The following is a 26773-nucleotide window of genomic DNA, read 5'->3' as shown; positions in this document are numbered from 1 at the left end:
AGGAGTTGATAAAATGAAGATTAGTTTAGATTGGATCAAAGAATTCACCCCTCTTCCTGATTTAACACCGGAAGAATTGGGTGTCAAATTTACTTTATCCACTTGTGAAGTAGAGGGTGTAGAAGAGACAAATGCCCACTTAGCAAAAGTAACCGTGGCCCAAATTACCAAGATAGAACCACATCCTGAAGCGGATAAGTTAAATTTAGTTAGCTTTAAATGTCAGGACGGAGAAAAAAGAGTTGTTTGTGGGGCTCCTAATGTCGCTGTTGGATTGAAAGTTCCTTTTGCTCCTATAGGTACCACCCTTCCTGGAGGATTCACTTTAGAGCCTAAAAAGATTAGGGGAATCTTAAGTGAAGGAATGCTTTGTGCAGAAGATGAATTAGGCTTAGGTGAGGGGCATGAAGGTCTTCTCATTCTTAATGATGAAGCTTCTATTGGTCAGACAATGTCAGAATATCTGGAATTACAGTCAGATATCCTTCTTGATATAGATAATAAATCCATTACCCATCGACCTGATCTGTGGGGACATTATGGAATGGCTAGAGAATTCTCTGCTGTCTTTGGTAATCCCTTGAAGAAAGCTTTTAGCTCGGAATGGGAAGCAAAAATGAAGTCTCATTTTACTTCTGATGTAAATCCCGTCTCTGTTTCTGTTAAAGAAGGTACAGCTTGCGTAGGATATTATGGATTGAGTATGGAAAATGTGACAGTCAAAGACAGTCCAAAATGGATACAACAGCGATTAATATCCTGTGGTTTACGTCCTATTAGCAACATTGTTGACATCAGTAATTATGTCATGCTTGAACTTGGTCAGCCTAATCATATTTTTGATAGGGATACGATCCGGGGAGGACAAATTATTGTTCGCAAAATGGGTGAGGATACAAAATTTACGACATTGGATGATATGGAACGGGATATCATTGCGGACGATACCATGGTTTGTGATGCAGAGGGTCCCTCCGTTATTGGAGGTATTATGGGTGGATTAACAAGCAGTGTTAAACCAACCACTTCCCGTATCTTTATTGAAGCAGCGAATTGGGTTGATGTACGAATCAGACATACTTCTACCCGTTTAGGTCTTCGCACTGATTCCAGTCAACGTTACGAAAAATCTCTTGATACAAATCAATTAGAACGTACCGTCTTGAGAGTGATGGAATTAGTTCTTGAAAGCTGTCCCGAAGCCAAGGTTGTCGGTCAGATTGTCTCTGATGGTGTTATAAAGACACCTGAATTGAAGATTGAACTATCCCCTAAGAGGGTTAACTCTGTATTAGGGACAGACTTAAATAGTCAGGAGATAGCAAAGAATCTAGAATCTCTTGAGTTTGAAGTTACTACAGAAGGGGAAAATCTGATGGTAACTGTTCCAAGCTTTAGGGCCACAAAGGATGTGCAAGTTGATGCAGACCTTATTGAAGAAGTAGGCCGTATCCATGGATTTGACAAGCTTCAACCTAAAGCTCCTTTTAATGAAGTAACGGCTATTGAATTATCCCCTGCCAAAAAGATGGCCAGACGGATCCAGGACTTCCTTATATTAAGAGGTCGTGCTTTAGAGATCTATACTTATCCTATCGTGGGACCCAAGCTCCTTAAAAATGCAGATTGGCATGTCCTCAATGAAGAATTGATCTTAGCGAATGCTTTAAGTCCTGAATTAGATAGGATGCGTCCTTCCTTAGTTCCTTCCTTATTAGAAAAAGCGGCTTTAAATCAAAAGAACTATTCTTCTTTCCGTTTGTTTGAATTAGGCCGATCTTATTGGAGTGATCCAAAGAACTTTAGTAATGAAAGACATCAGTTGGGTGTCGTTTATTATTCGAAAAGTGAATCGCCTTTTATGGAAATGCTTAATCTTTTTGATGATCTTCTTAACTTTATGGGAGTGAATGCCCAGATTTCTGAAGCTAAACCCAAATTCCCTAATCCCCACGTTCCGTCTGATTGGATGGGTAAGCATCCTAGGGAATTTCTAGATATTAGGGTGATGGGTAAGACAGCAGGATTTATTGGAACCATCCATCCTCTTATGACCCGTAATTTTAAGATCAAGGGTAATCTTGTGATGGCATTATTAGATGTAACAGATTTTATGGATCAACCTTTAAAAGATAAAACAAAATATCAACCATTACCAAAGTATCAAGGTTCTACTTTTGACTGTACTGTTTTGGCTTCTGATCATACTCCCGTAGCGGATGTATTGTCTGCTGCTAAGAAATTACGACTTAAAGAAATGGTAGATATAAAGATTTATGATGTCTATATACCTGAAGAAGGTGGTCGTTGTATTACCTTGAGAGCCAGCTTTTTAGATAGAGAAGGAACGTTAACTCATGATTTCTTGCATAAAGCAGAACAAGATCTTATCGCTACCTTAGATAAAGCAGGATTCCCTCTTAAGCAATAGATGACTATGAGGAAAGGACTTGCAAGTCCTTTCCTGCTTATTTAATATTTCCCGGTGGTGGTTTTTAAATTTTGAATGTCAAAAATGTAAAAATAGTTTTAATAGTTGCACTAATACTAACTTTCTCAATATCCTGTAGCTCCATTCCTGATTCTGCCTCTAATTCTGTTGATGAAGATCATATAACTAAATATCCTATCTATGTAGCCCATGGTTTATTTGAGCGTTATGATATTCCCTATCCCAATTTTACTGTACGTATAACAAAATATCTTAAAAAGAATGGATATGAAGTTTTTTATGCCGACACAGATTCTTTCGGTACTATTGAAGATAACGCGGCTAAAATGAAGGCACAAATCCTCGCTTTTCTTATAGACCATCCTCAATATGATAAAGTTAATGTCATTGCCTATTCCAAAGGTGGCTTAGAAACACGATACGCCATCTCACAATTGGGTATGGATAGCCACATTGCCACTCTGACAATGATCTGTACTCCTAATAGAGGGGCGAGTTCTGCAGAGTTTTTATTAACCCATTGGCTCTTCTATAATACCGCTTTTGAACTTCTTGTTAATGCAGGTGGGCGTGCTATTGGCGATACTAACCCTAATTATAAAGAAGTCATTCGTTCTATGACGAGAAAGGCTATGATCCAGTTTAATCGTGATAATCCTGACTCGCCAAAAGTAAAATATTATTCATTTGGGGCAGATATGACTGACCATTACTTCCATATACCTCTGAAGTTTTTTTGGAAAGTTATTTTAGACAGGGAGGGGCCTAATGATGGAGTTGTCTCTATCTATTCCTCTAAGTGGGGTACATATTTGGGAACAGTAAATGATTTAATGCATACTAAGAAGGGAATAACCCATATTGATGTTGTAGGATTAGGTTTGTTAGCGAACAGGGAATTTGACGCAGATTTATTCATCTTAAAAATTGTTAGGTTCTTATACGAAGAAGGATATTAATATGTGATGTCCTGTAGTCAGCCATTTATATTATTAGTATTCTTTTATTAAGGAGAGATAAAATGTTAGAACTAGGACAACAAGCCCCGGATTTTGAATTATCCAATCAAAACGGGACCTTGATTAAGTTAAGTGAGTATAAAGGAAAAAAGGTCGTTCTATATTTCTACCCAAAAGATAATACTCCCGGTTGTACAAAAGAGGCCTGTTCCCTAAGAGCTGGATATGAAGCTATAAGTCAAACAGGAACGGTTATATTGGGAGTTAGTCCTGATTCAACTACTAGTCATCAGAAATTCATAGACAAATTTGATCTTCCTTTTGATCTTTTGTCTGATCCAGACCACAAAGTAATGGAGCAATACGATGCCTGGGGTGAGAAAAATATGTATGGAAAGGTTGTTGTTGGAGTAAAGCGGTCCACTTTCTTGATTGATGAAGAAGGAAAAATCTTTAAAATATTTAAGAAAGTAAAAACCGCTTCTCATAATGAAGAGATACTTCCCTTCCTTTAAAAGGAAAGGGAAGCAGTCATATCTATTTCAGGATCAATAGTAGAATCCAGTAGGGATATACCTCCACTTAAACGGAAGAGGAAGCTTTTTGTAAAACCAGGGTAAATTACAAATTCCGTACCAGCACCCATTTTGAAGTCGTTCTTTTCTATTGTTTTATCATCTTCCCAGGCTATTCCCATATCTATGAAGGGAATAGCCTGTAATTCCCAACCTCGAGGTTCAATGAGTTTAATGGCTAAGTTATTTTGTAAAAACAAACCTTGATTTCCTGTCATCCTATTGTCTGCTACACCTCTCACCTTATCACCTACACTGTATTTGGGATGACCAAAGGTATAAAATGTTTCAAAGCTAGTACTGTAACCTAAGAATTTCCAAGGTTTGTAATAACGTGCTGATGTTGTTAAATTTATGTCTACATCATCTGCATCAGATGAAATGGCATAGGCATTACCTAAAGCAAATGAGTATCCTTCTTTAAAGTTGCCCATCCAATTTACTTTATTGTAATTGAGAGAATGATCAAATCCAAAGTCCAAGGAATTGTTTCCTTTCACTGAATCATTGACATCTTTTTCAATATCATAATTAAAATTTCGTGTGATACTAATTGAAGGCCCCCAGGAAAATCTTCCTGGTAAATCAAAACTAGTTCCAATAGCTGCATCTACTGAGTAATAAGAGAACTTGATATCCAGTTCATCCGGATTATTTTCATTTGCTGATTCTTCAGTGGAATAATCTATTCCTGTAGACACTGACCATGTTGTGGATCCTATACGGATATCAGATAATGTGAATGTTGAATACCAGTTTCTCGGTTCATTAATATTAAATAAACTATCAGTTATATTATCACCAGGATACCAGTTGTATTTTCCTTCAATTTTACTATTCATCAAAGTACCTAATACATTACTGTAGTATATTTTATAGGATACTTTGAATCCTTCATTGGAGTTATAAAGGGGTACAGCAATAGGTATTAAGTTCCAAGTATCATCAAGATTTACATCGATATCCACTGTGTGATCACTATTAATTCGATGAAAAATTTCTACTGAATCATATAACCTGAGATTGATGAGATCTTGCTTTTTATCTTTTAGGTAAATCTCTAGGTCCTCTTCTGTTTCAAAAGGTTCTGCTACTCTTAATTTTAGGAAATTTTCTAAGAAATATTCCCGACTATTCCCTTCTATATTATAGGTCACTTCTCCCACTTTCAACGGTTCTGAAAACAATAAAGAACCGAGAAAAAGAAGGAAGACAATAAAAATTTTTCTTTGCATTAATAGGATGCCTGCCTTTTCATAAAATAGATGTTCGACAACAATATGTTGTATGTATTAGAATTAAACACCAGAGAGTATAACCTTAGTTACTAATTTCATCAATCTAGGATTGGGGTGATGGCGATAAGATTACCAACTGTAATAGTTCCCTATGCGGGACCATGCAATGAAAACTGCAGAGATTTGTTTGTCTATCTACGACCAGAATCAAATGGAGTCGAAGTCGAATCTGTTTTGATGAGGGTTTTTATGAACAACCCAGCTTATAAGGGCCATGTAAAAATTGTGTATATGGCTAATCTTCCCGGTTCCTTTATTAATGATCGCAAGATTATTGAGAACCATTATGCTGTCAAATATCATTTTGCTTCCTTAGGTAAGAAAACCTTTACACCTTACATGGCTCAAGCTTTTACTCAGTTTTTTAGTGTACCCTTTGAAGATGCCCATATTGTGGGAGCTTTTGAAGCTCTAAGAATATTAGGTATCACCCCTGAAGAATTAGTTAAATTATGGGTTGATCCCTTTGATATGATGACTTTAAATGGCCAAACGATAAAGCATAAAGATGATCTATATATAGTAAACTATGATATTCCTGCTTTACTTCATAAGAACTCAAATCGAACAGATTTAGCCGCAATGATATTTAGAACAGATTTGGATTGGGAAGGCATTCATGCCATGTTTGGTCATATGACTGAAGCTCTCATTGAGGAACAAATTCTTGATCCACGTATTCCTCCCAGTCGCGTATTTCATTTTTCTAAAAGTCCTTTTGAAATGCTATTGGATGGTTGTGGTTATCTAGTTGATAAAGAATACAATGCTATTCCAGTAATGGAGCTGACATTTGCTCATTGGTTATTAGATAGAGGGATTCCTGAAGCTGAGATTCTGGGTATCATAGGAAATCCTATATTCAGGTTTCCCGGTTATGCTGGGGGGGTAGTAGAAGAAAACCTTTTAACCTACACTACGAACCATACCTATGAGGAAGCTTTAGCCCGTTGGCGCTCAGCTACTTCGCAGGTTCTTATCATGTCGTAGTAGGAGTTGTTAAATGAGCAGTGATTGGATTAACCAAGAACCAAAAGCTTTATGGGAAGCCTTTAAGACCATTACTGAGATACCCCATGGATCTGGTAATGAAACGGCTATCCTTAAATATATAGAATCAGAAGCCCAAAAGTTGGGTTTTGAATATGAATCAGATAGTGCCCATAATCTGGTAGTGCGTAAACCAGGAGCAAAAGGCAGAGAAAAGGCTCCTATAGTAGTGTTTCAATGCCATGTTGATATGGTTTGTGAAAAGAATCGAGATACAAAACATGATTTTCTTAAGGACCCCCTTGATGTGTATCAAGAAGGAGATTGGCTTAAGGCTAGAGGTACGACATTAGGGGCTGATAATGGTATTGCTGTAGCTTCAGCTCTTTGTTTGATGAAAGATTCTACTGTAAAACATGGACCTCTTGAGTTTCTTTTTACAACAGAAGAAGAAACTGGTTTGGTTGGAGCTACTAATTTATCTGATTCTATATTAAAGGGTCGAATCCTTATAAACATGGATTCTGAAGAAGAAGGAATCCTCTATGTCGGTTGCGCTGGTGGTAATATTGCAAGTGGAATCCTTCCTATTTCGTGGGTTGATGCTCCCAGTGATCTTGTTCCCGTTCAAATTAAGGTCACTGGATTAAAAGGTGGGCATTCTGGAGCTGATATTCATCTTCCCTTGGGCAACGCTAATGAGATAGGAGTACGGGCTTTATGGTATTTAGCTCAAGATTTGTCCTATGATCTAGCTCATTTAGAAGGTGGGGATAAACATAATGCTATTCCACGAGAGTTTTTTGCCACAATATTAGTGGCAACAGAATCTATCCCTCAAGTTAGGTCTTTCATTGATGAATATGAGTCTACAATAAGAAATGAACTAGGCGATCTTGAAAGTTCCTTTAAAATGGATGTGCAGATACTTGATGTTATCCCTCAAAAAGTTTTTCTCAAGTCAGATGCAACAAAACTGATCAATTTATTATTTTGCTTACCAAATGGTGTTGTCAGTAGATCTAAAGAAATTCCAGGCCTCATTGAAACTTCAACAAATTTTGCGGCTATTAAGATTGATGGGTCAAATGTCAGTGTTTTATCCAGTCAACGATCTAGTGTAATGTCGAGAAGGGACCATGTAGCTGATCGTATAAAAACCGCCTTCCTTAGTGCAGGAGGGACTTATAAGATTGAAAATCAATATCCAGCTTGGGAACCAGATTGGAATTCCAGACTTTCTAAAATATTTGGCGAGGCTTTTGAAGTTTTAGAAGGAAAAAAAGCTGAGATAAGTGTTATTCATGCAGGGCTTGAGTGTGGTATAATTGGATCAAAATATGAAGGGATGGAAATGATATCCTTTGGACCAGATTTAGTTGGAGTCCATACTCCTGAAGAAAAGTTATCCGTTTCTTCTACAGTACGCTCCTACAAATTGTTGAATTATGTTTTAGAAAAACTATAAAGAGAGTTATAACTGTTTAAATGATAAAGAAGAAAATCCTGATCATCGATGAATCTCCTCTGTTTAGGGAATTCCTGAAAAAGACATTATCTGATTATGGTTTTTATATAGTGTCTGCAAATAATGGTTTTGATGGCTATAATAAAATCCATTCGGAAGCTCCCGATATGGTGATCATGGATTTTTTCTTAACCAGAAGAGATGGAGACTCTCTTCTGGCTGACAAAGCAAAATCTCCTAATGTGAGTAATATTCCTACCTTACTTGTATCTGGTCAAATACCTAAAGAAAAATTAATGGACATTGCCAGGTACGGTGTCAAAAAAATACTTCGAAAACCTTGTACAATTGTTGACTTACTAAGTGCTGTTACTGACATGCTAAAAGTCGATATCCCCTTAGATGAAACATCCAGTATTGTAGATGTTCATATGAATGATCAGATTGTATTTGTTGAGATTGCCAGAGGTTTTAATAGAGAGAAAATACGATTAGTCAACTATAAAATTCGAGAACTAATGGAGCTTTATAGTATAAGACTTCCTTTAATCTTAGTCATGTTTAGCGATATACAGTGGAATGATAAAGATGAGGACAAGTGTCATCTGCTATTTGAGGAACTTCTGTCTCTTGTAAATGATCGTCAGGATCGAATAAGAGTTTTAACGACTTCCGATGCATTGATATCTACTTTAAATGAAACACCAAAAATAAAAGTATTTCCTTCTTTGGATTTAGCCCTTAATGGCTTTATAGGAGCGGGTTCCGATCAAAACCAGCTAAGGGCAAAACAACAGCAACTCGTTACTGGTCCAGAAAATGCAGAAGCCGGTGAAACTGGGATTCGTATGAATAGATATGAGGATCCTATTGAACTTCAAAAACTGGTAGATATAAAGTCACTGAAGATTGCGATTGTTGATGACGATCCTATCGTGCATGGAATCGTAAAAAAGGCTTATTCTAATACACAAGCGACATTGTATACATATGGTAATGGTCGAGAGTTTTTATCTAATGTTCCTCCAGATCTGGATTTATTATATTTGGATCTAATGATGCCTGATATTAATGGATTCCATGTATTAGAGGCTATAAAAAAGTATAATGCTACATTTCCGGTTATTATACTTAGTGCCTTAAGCAAAATGGAAACTGTTTTAAAAGCACGGGAATATGGAGTCAAGTCCTATCTTATCAAACCTGTGAAACCATTAGATATTATTAAAAAAGGTGTAGAGATCCTTGGACATCCATTGTGATAATTGGTTTTCTTTAATTCCTTTTCCTGTTGTCTTTATAGATAAAGAAGGGCGGATTCAAGAGACAAATGATCAATTCTATAAATGGATGGGTTATGATGAGTCAGAAGTTCTTGGTACAAAATTTACTTGGTTCCTCCACCTTTCTGAGTGGGAGCATTTTAAAAAATGGGTCGGAAATGATAAATCACAAAGAGGTGATTTTGTCTTTAAAACCAAGCAAGACAAGGATCTTACTTTTTCTCTAAAAACTAGATCATTTAGTGATGTGATTATTATTTTTATGGTGGATATCACTACTCATCATGAGGAAAGACTCGTTTTAGAGGAAGCCGTACTACAAGCTGAACGAGCCACTCAGAGTAAATCAGAATTTCTTGCCAATATTAGTCATGAGATCCGTACCCCTCTTCACACGATTAATGGACTTTCTAGTCTACTTAGTGAAACAGATTTGAATGAAGAGCAAAAGGAGTATTCTGATCAAATCATTTTTGCTGGTAGAATATTACTAGATTTAATTAATGATGTTCTGGATTATTCAAAAATTGAAGCCGGACGTTTGGAATTAGAATCTATTCCCTTCGATCTATTTGAATTACTAGAACAAACTGTTGATATGGTTTCACTTCAGGCCTTTAATAAGGGATTGGAGGTTGGTTTAGAGTTTGACAAAGAAGTTCCGCACTTATTAGTGGGAGATCCTATTAGATTAAGGCAAGTTATTCTAAACTTGTTCAATAATGCTGTAAAATTCACATCTTCCGGGGAAATCTTGGTAACTGTTTCATTAGCTAAGATTGAAAAAGAAACTCCCTATTTGAGATTGGGGGTTAAAGATACGGGGATAGGTATTCCAGAAGATAGGGTGGGATTGCTTTTTAAATCTTTTTCCCAAATAGATAATTCTACAACACGAATATATGGTGGGTCAGGATTGGGTTTGGCCATCTGTAAAAACCTTGTGGAATTAATGGATGGTTATATCGATGTGAAAAGTGTATTTGGTCAAGGTACGGAATTCTTTTTTAATATTCCTGTTGAGACACAAGAGCAATCTAATCTGTACCACTATCTTCCCAGTAATTTCTTCAAAGGGACAACAGTTCTGTTAGTTGATGATAATGATATGTCCCGCCGCATTATAAAGCAGTACTTAGAAGAATGGGGATGCCTTGTTTATGAAGCTGATTCTGGTAAGAAAGCACTAAGCCAAATATCAATGTGGACACAAAGTCAAATCCATTTTGATGTTGCCCTTATTGATAAAAATATGCCTGTCATGGATGGGTGGCGATTAGCTCACGAGATTAGGGATAATCCCTTGCTTGGTAATCTGAAAATGATTCTTATGAACAGTGCTGGTGTTAGCCCTGAAACTGCAAAAATGCGAATGCTTCATTGGTTTGACGATTACATAATAAAACCAGTTAAGCGTAGAGAATTGTTTGAGACTCTATTTAGGGTGATTTCAAATGTCTCTGATTTTGAAGAAGAATTAACCATTATTACAGAATCTGAACCTGAGCCTATAGAGAATAAGCGAACCCTAACTTGTTTGATTGCGGAAGATAATGAGGTTAATATAACCCTTTTTGAGGCTATAATTAAAAAATTGGGATATAAGGTTATTTTGGCATATGATGGTATTGAAGCAGTAGAATTAACACAAAAATACCATCCTGATATAGTTTTTATGGATATGCATATGCCAAGGCTAAATGGTCTTGATGCCTCCAGGCAATTAATATCTGAAGGATTTCATAATCCTATTATTGCTGTTACAGCAAATGCCCTCCCTTCTGAAAAAGAGGAATGTTTTAAAGCAGGTTTGGTTGGCTTTGTCACTAAACCTTTTCAAAAAGCTGATATCGAGAAAGTTATTAATCAACTTAAGTGGCCTGATAAAAGTTTGGATTATGATACAGAAGAAATCAATGAGTTAGATAGTATAGATAACGCCAGGGAAAATCTTGATTCTTATATCTTTGATTATAAGGATGCTCTAGATACATTCATGGGGGATGGTGAAATGGTTGAGACATTGCTTAATCAAATAATGGAAAAAATGAAGAATCAAATCCATACAATGAAACAAGCTTTGAGTGAAAGTGATTTTCAACGTCTTGAATATGAATCTCATTCTATTAAAGGAAGTTGTCGTAACATATCTCTTCGTCAATTAGGTGATATAGGTGAAATTATAGAAGCCAAGGCAAAAAAAGCTGTCGCAGCGGGTATATCTGATGACATCATCGAGCTAGAAGCCGCCTTGAAGGCGGCTGAGTCGGCAATAATTAAATATATTCCTTAAACTTAACAAGTAATTCTTCATAGTTCCTTGTTATAGGTATCTGGGGAAATTGCTTAATACAACTGTCTGGTGGATTAAAGAAAAAGCCCTGCTCTGCTTGCAAAAGCATCCCTGTATCGTTGAAGGAATCCCCAGCCGCATAAACTTGTAGGCCCATATTTTGAAAGTTCTGTACAGCGATTTTTTTCCCATCCTTTTGACGTAAACGGTAATTTGTAATATTACCTTCTTCATCTACAATGAGAGTATTGCAAAAGATCGTAGGTAAATTAAGCTGTTCCATCAAAGGGCCGGCAAACTGTGTAAAGGTGTCAGAAAGTATGACAACTTGAGTGCGATGTCGTAATTCATCAAGGAAGGCCTTTGCTCCTTCTAAAGGACTAAGTCTATCAATAACTTTTTTAATGTCTTGAATTTTATAGCCCTTGTCTTTAAGAATTCTTAGTCTTTTTTGCATGAGTTCATCATAATCCGGTATATCTCTTGTTGTCAGCTTGAGTTCTTCAATACCAGTTTGTTCGGCAAAACCTATCCATATTTCAGGAACGAGAACACCCTCCAGGTCGAGAGTAATCAGGGTTAAATCGTTTTTCATCTGTACCCGCCTTAAGTATTTATTAATAATGTTTAATATATAACAGGTGTACAGGAGAGTTGTCTAGCTTGATAATTGTAAGGCAGCTACTTTACTGAGAAAGTAAAAACCGGGTTCAAAGAAATTGGTCTGATTTCTTCCTTTATCTTTGGAATTGTACAAAGCTGAATCTGCTTGCTCAATTAATTTTGTAGCATGAACCAAACGGCGTTTGTTAACATGACAACCACCTATGCTAACAGTTACTTTGAGTTGCTTCCCTTGGAAATCTACTGTCATATCGGCAATCTTATTGCGAATACGTTCTGCTACTTTGAAAGCTTCAAATTGCCCAGTTCTAGCCAGAAGGACTACGAATTCTTCTCCACCGAATCTGGCAGCAATATCTCCTTTACGAATAGTATCTTCCACAGCACGTGAAACATGATAAAGGACCTGATCTCCTGCCAAATGTCCATGGGTATCGTTGAAGACTTTGAATTTATCAACATCAAGTACCAATAGAGCAGCTTCTTCATCATAGCGTTCTAAACGACTTAATTCCTCTTCTAATCGTCTAATAAAGAAAGAATGATTATATAAACGGGTCTTGAAATCAGTAATGGCACTTTGGTGGTTAAGGTTGTTTTGAATACTCATAGAGGCAAACTTCATGAGTGTATCTAAATAATATATTTCTTCTCTATCAAAACCTTCGCCAATAACCTTATTTCCAATGAGAATAAGTCCGTTGAGTCCTCCAATCCCTACTATGGGGACTATGATCTCAGGATTATAGTAACGTAGAGAGTTAATAAAAGACTCATTTTCTAATTTGTATTCTAATAAGTTGAAGCTGATGGAATTGGGGAATTCTGTAAAAAATTTAGTACATGATGTTAAGGATTTTATATGATCAGTCCCTTCATAGGGCTTCATATTTTTGAACCAGATAGTTCTTAAGGTGTCCGAAAAAGCTCCTTCTTGAAGAAGAAATACTAAGTTCTCTGGAACAAACTTATTAAGTAGTTTACTGGTTACATACTCAATGATCGAGTCAATACTATCCTTTTGGAATAGCTCGATGGCTTCAGATATAAGTTCCTGTTGATCCTTGATTTTTCCATTTAATAGATCAAGTTGTTCCCATATACCTGTCTTCTGGAGTACGTCATAATGTTTGAGAAGCTCAAGATTTGAATGCCAATCTTCCATAACTATTCCTTGAACTAATATAGTTTATTTATTTAGAGAAAACAATGCTTTAAATAAAATGGAACATGGTTTATTTTCTTGTCTATGTTTAATGAATATTTATCCATATATTTGAAGTTCTTTTTCCTTATGACCCCTTTCTTTGTTGTCTCAAAATTTTTATCTCTTACACAGGGATACTCTTTGAGCCAAAAAAGGAAAGTAGCCTCAAAGGTTTTGATCTCAGTGATATTGATATCGATAGTCTTATTTTTTGGTGGTCCCACTATTTTTTCTCTTTTTGGGATAACTCTAAACTCCTTCAGGGTAGGAACAGGTATCCTACTAATGCTTAGTGCTGTGAATTTGGTACAGGGTAATAAAAAGTCCAACTCAGAAAAGGAGATTCAGGAAGAGGACATTGCTGTCGTTCCTTTAGCTATGCCTGTGGTAATCGGGCCAGCCACAACTGGATATCTACTTGTTATGGGAGTAGAAACGTCAGGATTAGTGGATAGGATTGTAACTCTTGGTGTTTTGATTCTCGCTGTCATTTGTGCCATGTTGTTTCTTTTTGTTGCTGGATCCATAGAAAAACTAATTGGTAAACAGGGCATTGCTATCCTTAGTAAGATTACAGGTCTGGTTTTATCTGCTATGGCTGCACAAATGATATTAACAGGAATTGCTGGAGTATTGCAGATTGACATTTTCTCTGCATAGTCGATAAGGTTAAAATTAAAGCTGAAAAGGAGATATTAATGAAGAAATTACTTCTTGTTGCCCTTTCTATTCTCATGGCTGCCACAGTATTTGCTGCTGGTGGACAGGAAGAAAGAACAGACGGCAAGATCAAAGCAGGGTTTATTTATGTAGGCCCTACAGCCGACTTTGGATGGTCTTATGCACATGAAGAAGTTAGGAAAATGTTGGAAGAAAAATACGATTGGTTTGATTCTGTTTACATCGAATCAGTACCTGAAGGTGATGCAGGAAGATATATCGATCGTTTGATAAATGAAGAAAAATGTGACATCATTTTTACTACTAGTTTTGGTTATATGGATGCCACTGTTAAAGCTGCAGAAATGTATCCTGATGTAACCTTCATGCACTGTTCAGGATATAAACAAGCACCTAACTTAGGTACTTATTTTTCTGAGCTTTATCAGATGTACTACCTAAATGGGTTAATGGCTGGTGCAATGACAGAAACAGACAAAGTTGGTTATGTGGCGGCTTTCCCAACACCTGAATTAGTACGTCACATTGATGCTTATGCTCTTGGTGTTAAGGCCACTAATCCTGATGCCAAAGTTGATGTTAGATGGACATATGCCTGGTATGGTCCTGAGAAAGCAAGAGAAGCAGCTCAGGCTCTTGTAGCTGCAGGATCTGATGTCCTGGCATTTACAGAAGATACCCCTGCCGTTGTTGAAGTTGGTCAAGAGTTAATGGAAGAAGGTAAAAATGTCTATACTTTCAGCCACTATACTCCTATGCAGTCTTATGGTGAGGATACACTGCTTTCTGGACAAATTTCCAACTGGTTTGCTCTTTATGATAAAATCTTAACAGATTACAAGAACGGTACCTGGTCAAACGAAGATTTATGGTGGTTAGCCAAAGAAGATGCCGCTCGATTGGGAGCTAGTGAAAATGTAGATGAACTAGTTAATCCTAAATACGTTGAAACTCTTAAAGCTAAAATGGTAGAGACTCCTGACCTTGGAACTATCTCTGTGTACGATCTTGTTGTAAAACGATATGCACAAATGAAAGAAGGTCGAGAATCTTTTGATCCTTATGTAGGACCACTTTATGATAATGAAGGAAATCTTCAATTATCTGAAGGAACTATGGCTACTAAAGATCAATTACTATCTATGATGTATTATGTAGATAATGTATTAGGTAGTGTCCCTTCTGAATAAATGAAGGAGCCCTTAGGGCTCCTTTTTTAATTAAAAAATAACAATTAGATTCTTGCTTATTAGTAAATATATGAGATCCTTTAAGTATGACTGATAAGAAAATGGTATTCATAAGTTCCACTGGTCGAACAGGAACTCAATTTCTGGCGGATTCTTTATCTGAAATGATTCCTCAATGTCGTTCTGTTCATGAACCTGGAACCTTATGGTTAACAAAACCAAAGTTATTTCTGGAAAATATTAAAGACTTTGGGCTTTACCATATGAGCTTAGGACAATTGAATCCAAAGTACAGTATGTACACTCTTAGTAATTTAAGGGCAAAAGGAAAAATATCTGATGATGAAGCTATTCATTATATTAGAAAGATGAGATCCCACTATATCGAAAAAGGAGCTGAGGAGCTTTATATAGAATCTTCAGGTCATCTTTTTGGCGTATTTGATTTGATACCCCAAGTATTTCCTGATTCGAAGTTGATATTTATTATAAGAGATCCCCGTAATTGGGTGGCCTCAGCTCTTCCAACAACAGAGTATATTCTTTATGGATCTTTTGATTGGGGATTAAGTGTTTCTGCAGAAGATCTGAAAGAAGACCCTTATCATGATAAATGGCATAATATGAATAAATTTGAAAAATACTGCTGGTGGTATAATTATCTAAATCGATTTGTCATGGAGCGATGTAAAAATCTACCTAACATCAGAATATATCGATTTGAAGATTTATTTAGCAAAGAGACCAAGGATGGATACTTTACCAATATGCTTCAATATGCTGTTGATGGATCATCCATGGAAGGTCAAACGTATTATGATAGTAATAGATTAACTAAACCAAAGCATTCCAAAAAAAATTCTAGAAACTACCAAGGGTGGCGCCAATGGGGGCGTTATAGGGTGTCAAAATTGATGGAACATTGTTCGGAATTTATGTTGGGCTATGGTTATGGTGGAGAAGATTTATGGGTTCAAAAGTTAGAAAAAATAGATCCCAAGTATCGTCATTTTACATTACCTCAATGGTTTTCCCCCTTTTATAGGATACAAGGTTTATCATAATATCTTTATCCTATTGAATAACAAAGGAATACTCCCTAAAATTATCTTTTATCTCAATAATTTACTCAATTTATAGGAGGCTCTGTCATGAGAATCCAGACTCTGGAAATGCAGGGTATCTCCAAGAAGTTTCACGATTTTTATGCCAATAAAGATGTTGATCTGAAAGTTCTTGGTGGTGAAATACTTGGACTTTTGGGTGAGAATGGTGCTGGGAAGTCTACTTTGATGAACATCCTTTACGGATTATACCATCAGGATGAAGGACAGGTGATTATAAATGGAACAGTTGTCCGGTTTAAAAACCCTAAGGATTCTATTGCTTATGGGATAGGAATGGTGCATCAGCATTTTATGTTGGTATCTAATCATACGGTAGCAGAGAATATTGCTATGGGTATGGGAGGTATTCCTTTCTTTAATCCTATCAAAAAGATACGAAATTCTATAAAGGAATTTGGTGAAAAATATGGACTCAATGTTGATCCTGATGAAAAAATCTATCATCTATCAGCAGGAGAGCTTCAAAGAGTAGAAATCGTAAAAGCACTGATGCATGGGGCAGATCTATTGATTCTAGATGAACCTACCTCTGTATTGACTCCACAAGAAGCAGAAGACTTGTTCCGGATATTAAGAGTTATGAAAGCTGATGGCCATGCCATTATTATTATCACTCATAAAATGGAAGAAATCCTAAACATATGTGATAGAGCACTAGTTTTAAGAAAGGGCCAGAAGGTTGGCGAGATGGATCGTGCTGATTTTAGTCCCTCTGAGCTTGCCAAGATGATGGTTGGGCGAGAAGTGTTGTTTAGCTTTGACAAACCTGAATTAGAACCTGGTGATGTTGTTCTTAGTGTAAAGCACCTTAGAGTCCGAGATGACAGAGGCTTAGAATCTGTAAAGGATATATCCTTCGAAGTAAGAAAAAACCAGGTTTTTGGTATTGCCGGAGTATCAGGGAATGGACAACGGGAATTAGTTGAATCTATTACTGGTTTGCGACCGGCCCTCAGTGGACAAGTTATTATTGCAGATAAGGACATCACTAATGAATCTGCCAGAGTTATCAGCAATATGGGAGTAGGGCATGTCCCTGAAGAAAGAATTCGTTTTGGTATTGTACCCAATTTAATGATTTTTGAAAATTCCGTTCTCAAACATCATCATAATAAACCTTTTTCAGATTTCATGTTTCTTGATTACAAATCCATTCGAACCCATGCAGAGATGTTGATGGATCTCTTTCAAGTCTCTGCCCCTGGGATTGTCCATAGAACGAGAAACTTGTCTGGTGGTAATATCCAGAAGCTAATACTTGGTAGAGAGATTGTTCAACAACCAGATTTATTGATTGCCAGTCATCCTACCTATGGATTAGATGTGGGCGCTACAGAATATATTAGAAAGCAAATACTTGAGAGACGTAATCAGGGTGGGGCTGTTTTGTTAGTTTCTGAAGATTTAGAAGAATTATTTGAAGTCTGTGACCAGATAGCAGTCATCCATAGTGGTGAGTTTATGGGGATTTTGTCACAAAAAGATTGGTCGATGGAAAAGATAGGATTGATGATGGCAGGAACTACTGAGGGAGTATCTGAGTGAAATTACTAATACAAGAAAGATATGAACAGAATTTCAAACAAGCGTTTCTAACCTTTATTGGTAGTATGTTAGTAGGATTAATCATTATTGGATTTATTTTTCTGTCTAATGGGGTTAATCCTTTTCATGCTATGGCTAAGATATTCTTAGGCTCTTTTGGTAGTGCTTTTGGATTTAAATCCACCATTGCAAAAGCCATTCCTTTAATCCTGATATCAACAGGTTTGATTGTTGTCTTTCAAGGTAAATACTGGAATATCGGAGCCGAAGGTCAGTTACTAATGGGAGCTGTTGGTGCTACTTGGGCTGCCTTAAATTTATCCTTCTTACCTGGTCCTATGCTTTTATTGATCATGTTTGGAATCGGTTTCATCTGTGGCGGTATCTGGGCATTATTAGCAGCCTTATTTAAGATAAGATTTGGAATGAATGAAGTTATCTCAACACTAATGCTCAATTATATAGCTGCTGAACTAGTTAAATTCCTTGTTATAGGACCATGGAAGGGGAAGACTCAATTTGGTTTTCCTTATACAGATGATTTTCCTAAAAAGGTACAATTGGCTTTATTAAAGGGGACTCGGATTCATATTGTAACCTTAGTCATTGCTGTTATAGCTGCGATACTGATTTACATACTAATGAAAAAGACTAGATTTGGTTATGAAGTACGGGTTATTGGGGAAAACAAAGAAGCCGCAAAATATGCAGGAATACATTTTGTTAAAACTACGATCTATATGATGTTAATCTCTGGAGGGCTTGCCGGATTGGCTGGAGTCGGTGAGGTCGCAGGTGTTCATCACCACTTAACCTATCCTGATACCATTAGTTCCGGTTATGGCTTTACTGCTATAATTGTTGCGTGGTTAGCCAAATTACATCCTCTCTATGCCATACTAGCCAGTATTTTCTTTGCTGGTATTGTCGTTGGTGGGGATGCTATTCAGATTAGTTTTGGCTTACCTGCTGCTACTGTTCAAGTCTTTAATGGAATTCTTCTTATTGCCCTCATTGGTGGAGAATTCTTTCTTAAAAACAAGGTAAGCCTAGTCAAAGGAGGAAAGGCGTAATGGATATATTAATTACAGTACTTCAAAGAGCGCTAATTGCTGGAACTCCTTTATTACTTGCAACTTTAGGAGAAATTGTTACAGAGCGATCTGGTGTCCTTAACTTGGGTGTAGAGGGAATGATGTCTATTGGAGCAGTCGTTGGATTCGGAGTAGCTTTTACAACCGGTCATCCCTGGTTGGGTGTTATGGCTGCTGTTGTTGCAGGTTCCCTCTATAGTCTTATCCATGGATTGACATCTGTATCATTACGAGTTAATCAAACGGTATCAGGATTAGCCCTTACCATGTTGGGTGTGGGATTATCCAGTATGTGGGGTAAACCTTTTGTGGGCCGCCCCCTTACTGCCAAGATTGAAAAGGTTGATATTCCTGGATTGAGTGATATTCCTTTCCTTGGTCCTATATTGTTTCAACAACCTCCTTTCTTTTATATTGCCATTGTATTAGGCCTTTTTACCTGGATATTTCTCTATAGAACGATTGGAGGAATACGTCTTCGTTCTGTTGGCGAAAATCCTAAAGCGGCAGAGTCGCAAGGTATTTCTGTTGCCTTTTATCGTTACGGGGCTATCGCCATTGGGGGAGCCTTTTCAGGATTAGCGGGAGCTAACTTAGCTCTATCCTATAGTAATTCCTGGGTAGAAGGTATGGTTGCCGGTCGTGGTTGGATTGCTGTAGCTTTAACTATCTTTGCCTTATGGAATCCCAAAAGAGCCTTTATAGGTGCTTTTCTTTTCGGAGGAATATTTGTCTTGCAGTATATTTTACAGCCCCTCGGAATAGCTCCTAATCTATTATCCATGCTCCCTTATGTTACGACATTAGCTGTTCTGCTTTTGGATGGGTTAAGACGTGATAAGAAAAGTCTTCATTCTCCTGCTTTCTTAGGGGAGCCCTTCAAGAGAGGGGAGCGTTAGGTATAAAAAAAGCTGGTTGAGGAGTTTGTACTCTTCACCAGCTTCTGTTTCTGTAAGTCATTTTCTTAGCTAAATTCTGTTAAATCACCAGATAATTGATCATGGGACTCAATATCTTCTGCATCCCATGGATAGACGATCCAATCATCACCTAATTGCTCTCCTGCAAAGTAATGACTTACTTGACCAGGAATGATGCCTTTTTTGTCTTTATTCTTATTGTGGAGAACCATAACGGCAATTTCTTCAGGTTCATGACGCAATAGTTCCTTTATACAGTATTCCAAAGTAACTCTTGTATCATCCACTTCATCAATAAGAAGGATGCGCTTGCCTTTGAGCTTCTTTTCAACTTCATCAATCCATTGAATCTTGTGTGGTTCATCCATGGGATTATTGTCTACATCGTAGTAGGCAATACCAACAGTTAGGATTGGTTTCTTAATAAAAGTCTTAAGCATTCGACTGGGGATGTAACCACCGGATCCTATGGCCACAATGACATCCGTTTGAAAGTCTGTAGATTTAATCTTGTCTGCTAAGGTAGCAACAGTTTTATGTATTTGGTTATAAGTGATGTAGCGTTTCATCTTAGTAATCTAAAGGATAATATTTGAAACCTCAATACTTATCTTATTTGTTATAGGAAATAAAAAAGCCCTTGTTGGAGTAACCAACAAAGGCTTGGTATTGTGACTTTTTAGGAGGTCTTCTTTATTTCCAAAGTTGTCCGTAGATCTGAACTTGGAAGACAAAATTAGAAGACTTATTAGCGTTCTTTCCTGCTAATGGTTGAACATACCGTGCTTTAATTTCAAAAGGAATCATAGTTGTGAAGAATAATCCTACAGAAGGACCTATCGTTAAGGTGTATTTGTCAGTATCTTTTCTTTCTTCTCCATCAACTTTAACAGCTGGTGAAGTAACATAAGTTAAAGGAACACCAAGATTAAAATCCATCTTCTTTGCAACTGGGTAGCTGAAATGTGGTTCTAATTCAAAAGTAAGTTCATAACCATATTCAAAGTCATGGTCTTTTACATAGTCGCTAGCACTTGGTTTTGAAGGAGATAATTCGTATCCTTCTTGAACAGCATAAGTGGCATAAGCACCATCTGCATAATCTGTTAAGGCAGACTTAAAGTCCTTTGTTTTTGTTTTAGGGAAATAAATAGATTGATTATATATATTTATGAAAAACATCTCATTGAAAACATAATCAGCATAAATACGTCCACCATATCCCATTACTTCTCTGCTTCCAGAGCTAGGTGTATAATCTTTTCCGTCTAAATAGTTCTCTACTTCTTTAGTGTAATCTACATTTGCTGTTGGAATCTGTATACCTGGTGCAATCGAAAATCGGAATTTTTCATTTTGAATATAACCTTGATTTCCAAGAATCTGTATTTTAGCTCCTGCAAATAAATCTTGTGGCTCATTTATTGTAGCTTTATCATTAGCTTTTAACACCGTACTTGCTGCACTTGCATTAGCACTTCCACTATTTTTTTCAATACCTGCTAAGATACTTGCATAACCATAAGTAGGATCCCCATCAAACTCACTAGTAACTGTATATCCTGGAGCCCATTGAACCGCTGCAGATATTTGTTCTGTGACACCTAATTCTAAAGCAGCGCCAGAATTGAAAATGGAGTAGGATGCCTCTTTAGCATCTTGTGCTTCCCCATCCTTATCATATATTTCATCAACATTGCTAAAAGCCTCAACTAAGTAAAGTCTCATAACACCAGCAGGGAGTACCTGTGCATCGTCTGCGAATAGAGCAGTTCCAGCAAGACTGGCTATCAAAAGCAGTCCTAATAGTTTTTTCATATCTTTTCTCCTAAAGAATTGAGTTTGTTTTAAGCCCTCACGCATGGGCTAATTGTGATATTAAGGCTTAGGTACCATAGGAACAAGTGACATGTCCAGAGTTTATGGAAATAAATTACACATTAGTGTGTATATGTGTCAAAAAGTTTCAAATACAAATACATGTTACGAATATGTCATAGGCAATACATCAATTTATACATAAATGTAAGGTAATGTCGTATAAAGGGCTTTGTAATTGACACATTAATTTATTAAATGAATAAAAATGTATTATGTAAGAATATATATTATTATTAGTATTAATCCAATTAATTTAAAAATAATGAAGATGATGTCATTAAGTTGTTTTATGTAAAATAAATAGTGTAAATATATTTGATAGTTTTATATGCTTTAATCTTTAATGTAGTTTCAGTAAGGTACATCTTTATTCATGAAGAACAATGTTTATTTATACATACTGGGAATATTTATACAAAAAGATTGACACTCATCCCTTGTTGTCCTCATAATCTTAACAAAGTCAGTTTTTAGTAGAATTTTTTAAAGGAGAAAAAGAGAATGAGAAAACTTAAAGCGTTTCTTTTGTCCGCCTTTTTACTTGCGTCCGTATTTACATTTGCAAACGGCCAGGGGGAAGGTGATACCATTAAGATTGGTGCCATAATGCCTATATCAGGACCTATTTCTACCTATGGTATTACAACTCGTGACGGTATTCAAATGGCTGTTGATGAGTACAATGCTGCAGGCGGAGTGTTAGGTCACCAGATCGAGTTAATCGTTGAAGATAATAAGTTGGATGCTGGTGAAACAGTTACTGCTTTCAAAAAATTGGTAGACCAGGATGAAGTAGTAGGTTTGGTCGGTGCATTAGCTTCTTCCATGACTTTATCAATTGTTGATTTGGCTCAGGAAAGTCAGATTCCAATGATTACACCAACCTCTACCAATGATACAGTAACTTCTGCTGGAGATTATATCTTCAGAGCTTGTTACTCTGATTCATTTCAAGGTTCTGTTGTTGCGCAATTCGCAGCAGAAGATCTGAAAACAATGAAAGCCGCTATCTTATTTGATGTAGCAAACGATTACTCTGTAGGATTGGCTAAAAACTTCACAGCTAAGTTTGAATCATTAGGGGGCACTATTGTCGCTTCTGAGTCCTATGCCACAGGGGATAAAGACTTTAATGCTCAAATTACCAAAATCAAAGCTCAAAACCCTGATGTTCTTTTTCTTCCTGATTACTATTCAACAGTAGCTTTGATTACTAAGCAAGTTGAATCGGCTGGTCTTGATGTTCCCATGTTAGGTGCTGATGGTTGGGATACAATAACAGATAGTGCTGGTGATGAGATCATTGGATCTTACTATTCTAACCACTATTCTCCAGAATCAGATGATGCAGATGTACGATCCTTCGTAGATAAGTATACAGAAGCTTATGGTGAAACTCCCAATGCCTTAGCCGCCTTAGGTTATGATGCTGCTCAGATTCTTATTGAAGCTATAAAGAGAGCTGGAAGTACAGATCCTGAAGCTATTAAGAAAGAGATTGCTGCTACAAACGCTAAGTTTGTTACCGGTAATATTTCTTTTACTTCCATTGGAGACACCATTAAGTCTGCGGTTATGGTTGAAATCGTAAAGAAGGACGGTGCATTAACTACTTCCTATGCAGGAACTGTTAATCCATAATACTATATAAACTATAGTTATCAAAATTACCGATAAGGGGGAGATTGCTAATGTAATCTCTCCTTTATTTAATTAGGGAGTTTATTGTGGTGCTGATTAGAGAAATTCTACAGCAAATGGTTAACGGTTTAGCTTTAGGAAGTATTTATGCTTTGATTGCTTTAGGTTACACCATGGTTTACGGAATCATCATGTTGATTAACTTTGCACATGGTGAAATTTTAATGCTTGGAGCATTCTATGGGTATTTTATTCTAACCTGGTTAGGAGTCTCACCTCTTACCTTAGTAATAGCCTTTGTTGTATCTATGGTGTTGAGTGCTATCACAGGTGTAATTGTGGAGCGTCTGTTTTACAAACCATTACGTAATATGCCAAGAATTAATTCATTAATTACTGCTATTGGTGTTTCTTTGTTTTTACAAAATGGAGCTCGGGTCCTTCCTGCTCTAGGACCAAATCCGCGTCCTTTTCCCACAATTGATGCCAAGAGTCATTTTATTGGTGGCGTAGGTATCAGTGACATTCAGATAATGATTATTGTTATTTCCATTTTACTTATGTTTTTATTAACATGGATTGTTGATCATACCAAACCAGGTAAGGCTATGCGTGCGGTTAGCTATGATCAAGACGCTTCCGCATTGATGGGAATATCTGTTAATAGAACGATATCAATTACTTTTGCGATTGGTTCTGCCCTGGCGGCTGCGGCAGGAATATTATATGCACTGGCTTACCCTCAAATCGATCCCTATATGGGCGTTATGCCAGGTCTAAAGGCTTTTGTTGCTGCTGTATTAGGTGGTATTGGAAGCATTCCTGGAGCTATGATCGGTGGACTAGTTATGGGTTTAGCAGAAACCTTTACTAAAGGATTCATTAATTCTCAGCTTGCTGATGCTGTAGTTTTTGGTTTGTTGATTGTTATCCTGCTCATTAAACCCACAGGTATTATGGGTAAGAATATCAAGGAGAAGGTGTGATATGAACAAACATATTCGTGATACCTTAATACTTTTTGTAGTCTCTGCTGTTTTTATTGTAGGGATGACCCTTCTTATACAAGCCAAAGTCTTTAATAAATATACTGTTCATATTATGACCACTGCGGGAATCAACATTATTGTAGCTCTTAGTATTAACTTGATTCTGGGCTTTACAGGTCAATTAGCCTTGGGGCATGCGGGCTTTATGGCTATTGGAGCCTATACAACAGCAGTTGTTATGATGCATACCCCTATTCCCCTTCCCCTAGCTTTGGTCTTGGGTGGCTTAATGGCGGGTTTATTTGGATTGCTCATCGGGTTCCCTACCTTAAGGCTGACTGGTGATTATCTGGCTATAGTAACCTTGGGATTTGGTGAGATTATTAGAGTTATCATGATTAACATTCCCAATATTACAGGTGGGGCTGCAGGTCTGAAAGGAGTCCCCGGGTTTACTTCCATGGTTAGGCAGAACCATATCTATGGATTTGTATGGGTTATGGTGATTCTGGTGCTGGTTATAGCTCTTATTCATAACTTGATTAATTCCAGTCATGGGCGCGCTATCATATCCATACGGGAAGATGAGATTGCTTCCAACTCTATGGGAGTTAATGTTTTTTATACAAAAATGTTTAGTTTTGTCCTATCTGCTTTTATAGCAGGTATGGCTGGTGGACTCTTTGCCCCTCTTAATCGCTATTTGAATCCAAGTTCCTTTGGTTATCAGAAATCTGTCGATTTCATCATTATTGTTGTTCTTGGGGGGATGGGATCTGTTACAGGTACGGTATTAACAGGTTTTGTTCTTACCTATCTTCAGGAAGCTCTTCGTTTCCTAAAGGACTTCCGATTGGTAATTTATCCACTTCTCCTTATAATAATGATGCTTTTCAGGCCTAAAGGGATTATGGGAAGTTCAGAATGGTCTATTACAGGACTCTTTGATAAGATTGTTTCCAAGTTCAAAAGCAAGGAGGTTCACGAATAATGGTTATATTAAAAGCAAAAGATATTACTATGCAATTCGGTGGTCTTCGGGCTGTTTCTGACTTTAACCTGGAAATGAAGAAGGGTGAGCTTGTTGGTTTAATCGGGCCTAACGGAGCAGGAAAGACTACGTGTTTTAATATGATCACTGGTGTGTATACCCCTACCGAAGGGACTATTGAGTTTTTACACAAGAAGTCTGAAGACTCTAGTGCTCTCGCCGTGATCTCAGGTAAGAAATCTCACGAAGTAACAAGAATGGGTATGGCGAGAACGTTCCAGAACATTCGGCTCTTTAAAGGACGAACAGTGTTGGAAAATGTTCTTGTGTCTTACCATTTTTCTTCAGGGTATAATGTTGCCCAGGCCATATTAAGGACACCGGCCTTTCGTAAAGCAGAAAAGAATATGAAGGAGGAAGCATTAAAGCTTTTGGAAATCTTCAAGATAGATTCAAAGGCTTATGAACTTGCTTCTAATTTACCCTATGGTGAACAGCGAAAGTTGGAAATCGTTCGTGCTTTAGCTACTGGAGCGCGATTATTATTACTAGATGAACCAGCCGCTGGTATGAATCCGCAAGAAACTCAGGAGTTGATGACCCTTATTCGGTTCATTAGAGAAAAGTTTGATTTAACAATTCTCCTTATTGAACATGACATGCATTTAGTTATGGGGATCTGTGAGCGTATTGTCGTATTAGACTATGGCCGTATTATTGCTGAAGGTCTGCCTGCTGAAGTAAGTAAGAATCCGGAAGTTGTTAAAGCTTATCTAGGACAGGAGGTTGATGAATAATGTTGAAAGTAAAGGACTTAAGTGTTCATTATGGCAATATTCAAGCTCTCCATGAGATCAGCTTTGAAGTGAATGAAGGGGAAATCGTTACTTTGATTGGGGCTAATGGAGCGGGGAAAACAACAACTCTTCGTGCCTTAAGCGGTCTAGAAACTCCCACTAAGGGTGTCATAGAGTTTATGGGACAAGATGTGGCCAAGATGAGCGCCGATGCCTTAGTTCCCAAAGGATTGATCCAAGTTCCTGAAGGTCGGCGGGTCTTTGCTAATATGACCGTACGGGATAATCTACTTCTAGGGGCCTACACTCGTAAAGACAATGAGGCCATTGCAGAAGATCTGGAAAATGTCTATCAGCGATTCCCTAGATTAAAAGAGCGATATAATCAGCTGTCTGGTACTTTAAGTGGGGGGGAGCAGCAAATGTTAGCCATGGGACGGGCGCTTATGAGCCGACCGAAGGTATTATTGCTTGATGAGCCTTCTATGGGCTTGGCGCCTCTACTGGTAAAAGATATATTCAGTATTATTGAAGATATTAACAAGACTGGTACCACCATCTTACTTGTTGAGCAGAATGCTAACATGGCCTTGAGTATTGCTCATAGAGCTTATGTACTAGAAACAGGTTCTATCGTGCTTGGTGGATCTGCTAGTGAACTTGCGGAAAGTGATGAAGTGAAGAAGGCTTATCTAGGCCTTTAATAGTATAAGATATAGTAATAAGTAACCCATTGGGCGAGGGCTTAATGGGTTTTTTTGTGCTTTA

General features: G+C 37.3%; 23 protein-coding genes. 18 read left to right on the top strand and 5 right to left on the bottom strand.

What is annotated here, in order from left to right:
• Positions 1-13: 13 nt before the first annotated feature.
• The 3 genes from pheT (at position 14) to bcp (ending at position 3926) form a co-directional block, all read left to right on the top strand.
• Positions 14-2431 (top strand): phenylalanine--tRNA ligase subunit beta, encoded by a 2418-nt coding sequence (gene pheT / locus K345_RS0101015; RefSeq protein ID WP_028972587.1) that lies wholly within the window; start codon positions 14-16, stop codon positions 2429-2431.
• A gap of 71 nt (positions 2432-2502) precedes the next feature.
• On the top strand, positions 2503-3411 hold the full coding sequence (locus K345_RS0101010; protein WP_028972586.1) for an esterase/lipase family protein: 909 nt from the start codon (positions 2503-2505) through the stop codon (positions 3409-3411).
• A gap of 62 nt (positions 3412-3473) precedes the next feature.
• Positions 3474-3926, top strand: a complete 453-nt coding sequence (gene bcp / locus K345_RS0101005; protein ID WP_028972585.1) for a thioredoxin-dependent thiol peroxidase — start codon at positions 3474-3476, stop codon at positions 3924-3926.
• Here bcp and K345_RS0101000 read toward each other — a convergent pair.
• Positions 3923-5221 carry a ShlB/FhaC/HecB family hemolysin secretion/activation protein gene (locus K345_RS0101000; RefSeq protein ID WP_028972584.1) on the bottom strand — a complete coding sequence of 433 codons (1299 nt, stop codon included), beginning with the start codon at positions 5219-5221 and terminating at the stop codon, positions 3923-3925. The genes bcp and K345_RS0101000 overlap by 4 nt on opposite strands.
• 120 nt (positions 5222-5341) lie before the next feature.
• On the opposite strand from K345_RS0101000, the gene K345_RS0100995 reads away from it, so the two are divergent.
• Genes K345_RS0100995 through K345_RS19175 form a run of 4 tightly spaced genes read left to right on the top strand, consistent with a single transcriptional unit; the run spans position 5342 to position 11318 of the window.
• Positions 5342-6274, top strand: a complete 933-nt coding sequence (locus tag K345_RS0100995; RefSeq protein ID WP_037570712.1) for a hypothetical protein — start codon at positions 5342-5344, stop codon at positions 6272-6274.
• 13 nt (positions 6275-6287) lie between these two features.
• Positions 6288-7742: an aminoacyl-histidine dipeptidase gene (locus K345_RS0100990; RefSeq protein WP_028972582.1), complete on the top strand. Its 1455-nt coding sequence runs from the start codon at positions 6288-6290 to the stop codon at positions 7740-7742.
• Between the two features lie 20 nt (positions 7743-7762).
• Complete coding sequence (locus tag K345_RS0100985) at positions 7763-9004, top strand: response regulator (RefSeq protein WP_028972581.1); 1242 nt, start codon at positions 7763-7765, stop codon at positions 9002-9004.
• Positions 8988-11318, top strand: coding sequence for a response regulator (locus K345_RS19175; RefSeq protein WP_053227950.1), 2331 nt, complete (start codon positions 8988-8990; stop codon positions 11316-11318). Before K345_RS0100985 ends, K345_RS19175 begins: the two co-directional genes overlap by 17 nt.
• On the opposite strand, the gene thrH is transcribed toward K345_RS19175, so the two are convergent.
• Both thrH and K345_RS19170 read right to left on the bottom strand, forming a co-directional pair.
• Positions 11302-11913: a bifunctional phosphoserine phosphatase/homoserine phosphotransferase ThrH gene (gene thrH, locus K345_RS0100975; protein ID WP_028972580.1), complete on the bottom strand. Its 612-nt coding sequence runs from the start codon at positions 11911-11913 to the stop codon at positions 11302-11304. The genes K345_RS19175 and thrH overlap by 17 nt on opposite strands.
• Before the next feature lie 63 nt (positions 11914-11976).
• Complete coding sequence (locus K345_RS19170; protein WP_037570709.1) at positions 11977-13107, bottom strand: GGDEF domain-containing protein; 1131 nt, start codon at positions 13105-13107, stop codon at positions 11977-11979.
• 84 nt (positions 13108-13191) lie between these two features.
• Between K345_RS19170 and K345_RS0100965 the strand changes: the two genes are divergently transcribed.
• The 6 genes from K345_RS0100965 (at position 13192) to K345_RS0100940 (ending at position 19685) form a co-directional block, all read left to right on the top strand.
• Positions 13192-13809 (top strand): MarC family protein, encoded by a 618-nt coding sequence (locus tag K345_RS0100965; RefSeq protein WP_028972579.1) that lies wholly within the window; start codon positions 13192-13194, stop codon positions 13807-13809.
• Between the two features lie 38 nt (positions 13810-13847).
• Complete coding sequence (locus tag K345_RS0100960; RefSeq protein ID WP_028972578.1) at positions 13848-15020, top strand: BMP family ABC transporter substrate-binding protein; 1173 nt, start codon at positions 13848-13850, stop codon at positions 15018-15020.
• A gap of 86 nt (positions 15021-15106) precedes the next feature.
• The gene (locus K345_RS0100955) at positions 15107-16084 is read left to right on the top strand and encodes a sulfotransferase (RefSeq protein ID WP_028972577.1); all 978 of its coding nucleotides are present in this window, start codon (positions 15107-15109) and stop codon (positions 16082-16084) included.
• A gap of 87 nt (positions 16085-16171) precedes the next feature.
• A complete protein-coding gene (locus K345_RS0100950) occupies positions 16172-17692 on the top strand; it encodes an ABC transporter ATP-binding protein (protein ID WP_028972576.1) in 1521 nt (506 codons plus the stop codon).
• Positions 17689-18765: an ABC transporter permease gene (locus K345_RS19165; protein WP_037570706.1), complete on the top strand. Its 1077-nt coding sequence runs from the start codon at positions 17689-17691 to the stop codon at positions 18763-18765. Before K345_RS0100950 ends, K345_RS19165 begins: the two co-directional genes overlap by 4 nt.
• Positions 18765-19685, top strand: coding sequence for an ABC transporter permease (locus tag K345_RS0100940; protein ID WP_028972575.1), 921 nt, complete (start codon positions 18765-18767; stop codon positions 19683-19685). The genes K345_RS19165 and K345_RS0100940 overlap by 1 nt, the downstream gene beginning before the upstream one ends.
• Before the next feature lie 65 nt (positions 19686-19750).
• On the opposite strand, the gene K345_RS0100935 is transcribed toward K345_RS0100940, so the two are convergent.
• Positions 19751-20275, bottom strand: a complete 525-nt coding sequence (locus tag K345_RS0100935) for a phosphoribosyltransferase (RefSeq protein WP_037570704.1) — start codon at positions 20273-20275, stop codon at positions 19751-19753.
• A gap of 124 nt (positions 20276-20399) precedes the next feature.
• Positions 20400-21524 carry a hypothetical protein gene (locus K345_RS0100930; protein WP_028972573.1) on the bottom strand — a complete coding sequence of 375 codons (1125 nt, stop codon included), beginning with the start codon at positions 21522-21524 and terminating at the stop codon, positions 20400-20402.
• A gap of 564 nt (positions 21525-22088) precedes the next feature.
• Between K345_RS0100930 and K345_RS0100925 the strand changes: the two genes are divergently transcribed.
• From K345_RS0100925 to K345_RS0100905, 5 genes are all read left to right on the top strand, one after another.
• Positions 22089-23228 (top strand): ABC transporter substrate-binding protein, encoded by a 1140-nt coding sequence (locus tag K345_RS0100925; RefSeq protein ID WP_028972572.1) that lies wholly within the window; start codon positions 22089-22091, stop codon positions 23226-23228.
• A 116-nt stretch (positions 23229-23344) separates the two neighbouring features.
• Positions 23345-24214, top strand: a complete 870-nt coding sequence (locus tag K345_RS0100920; RefSeq protein WP_211227813.1) for a branched-chain amino acid ABC transporter permease — start codon at positions 23345-23347, stop codon at positions 24212-24214.
• A gap of 1 nt (position 24215) precedes the next feature.
• The gene (locus K345_RS0100915) at positions 24216-25208 is read left to right on the top strand and encodes a branched-chain amino acid ABC transporter permease (RefSeq protein ID WP_028972570.1); all 993 of its coding nucleotides are present in this window, start codon (positions 24216-24218) and stop codon (positions 25206-25208) included.
• Positions 25208-26005, top strand: coding sequence for an ABC transporter ATP-binding protein (locus K345_RS0100910; RefSeq protein ID WP_028972569.1), 798 nt, complete (start codon positions 25208-25210; stop codon positions 26003-26005). Before K345_RS0100915 ends, K345_RS0100910 begins: the two co-directional genes overlap by 1 nt.
• A complete protein-coding gene (locus K345_RS0100905; protein ID WP_028972568.1) occupies positions 26005-26709 on the top strand; it encodes an ABC transporter ATP-binding protein in 705 nt (234 codons plus the stop codon). Before K345_RS0100910 ends, K345_RS0100905 begins: the two co-directional genes overlap by 1 nt.
• Positions 26710-26773: the final 64 nt, after the last annotated feature.

The organism is Spirochaeta cellobiosiphila DSM 17781, assembly GCF_000426705.1.
GTDB lineage: Bacteria > Spirochaetota > Spirochaetia > DSM-17781 > DSM-17781 > Spirochaeta_E > Spirochaeta_E cellobiosiphila.
This window is presented reverse-complemented; position numbering and strand designations above follow the sequence as displayed.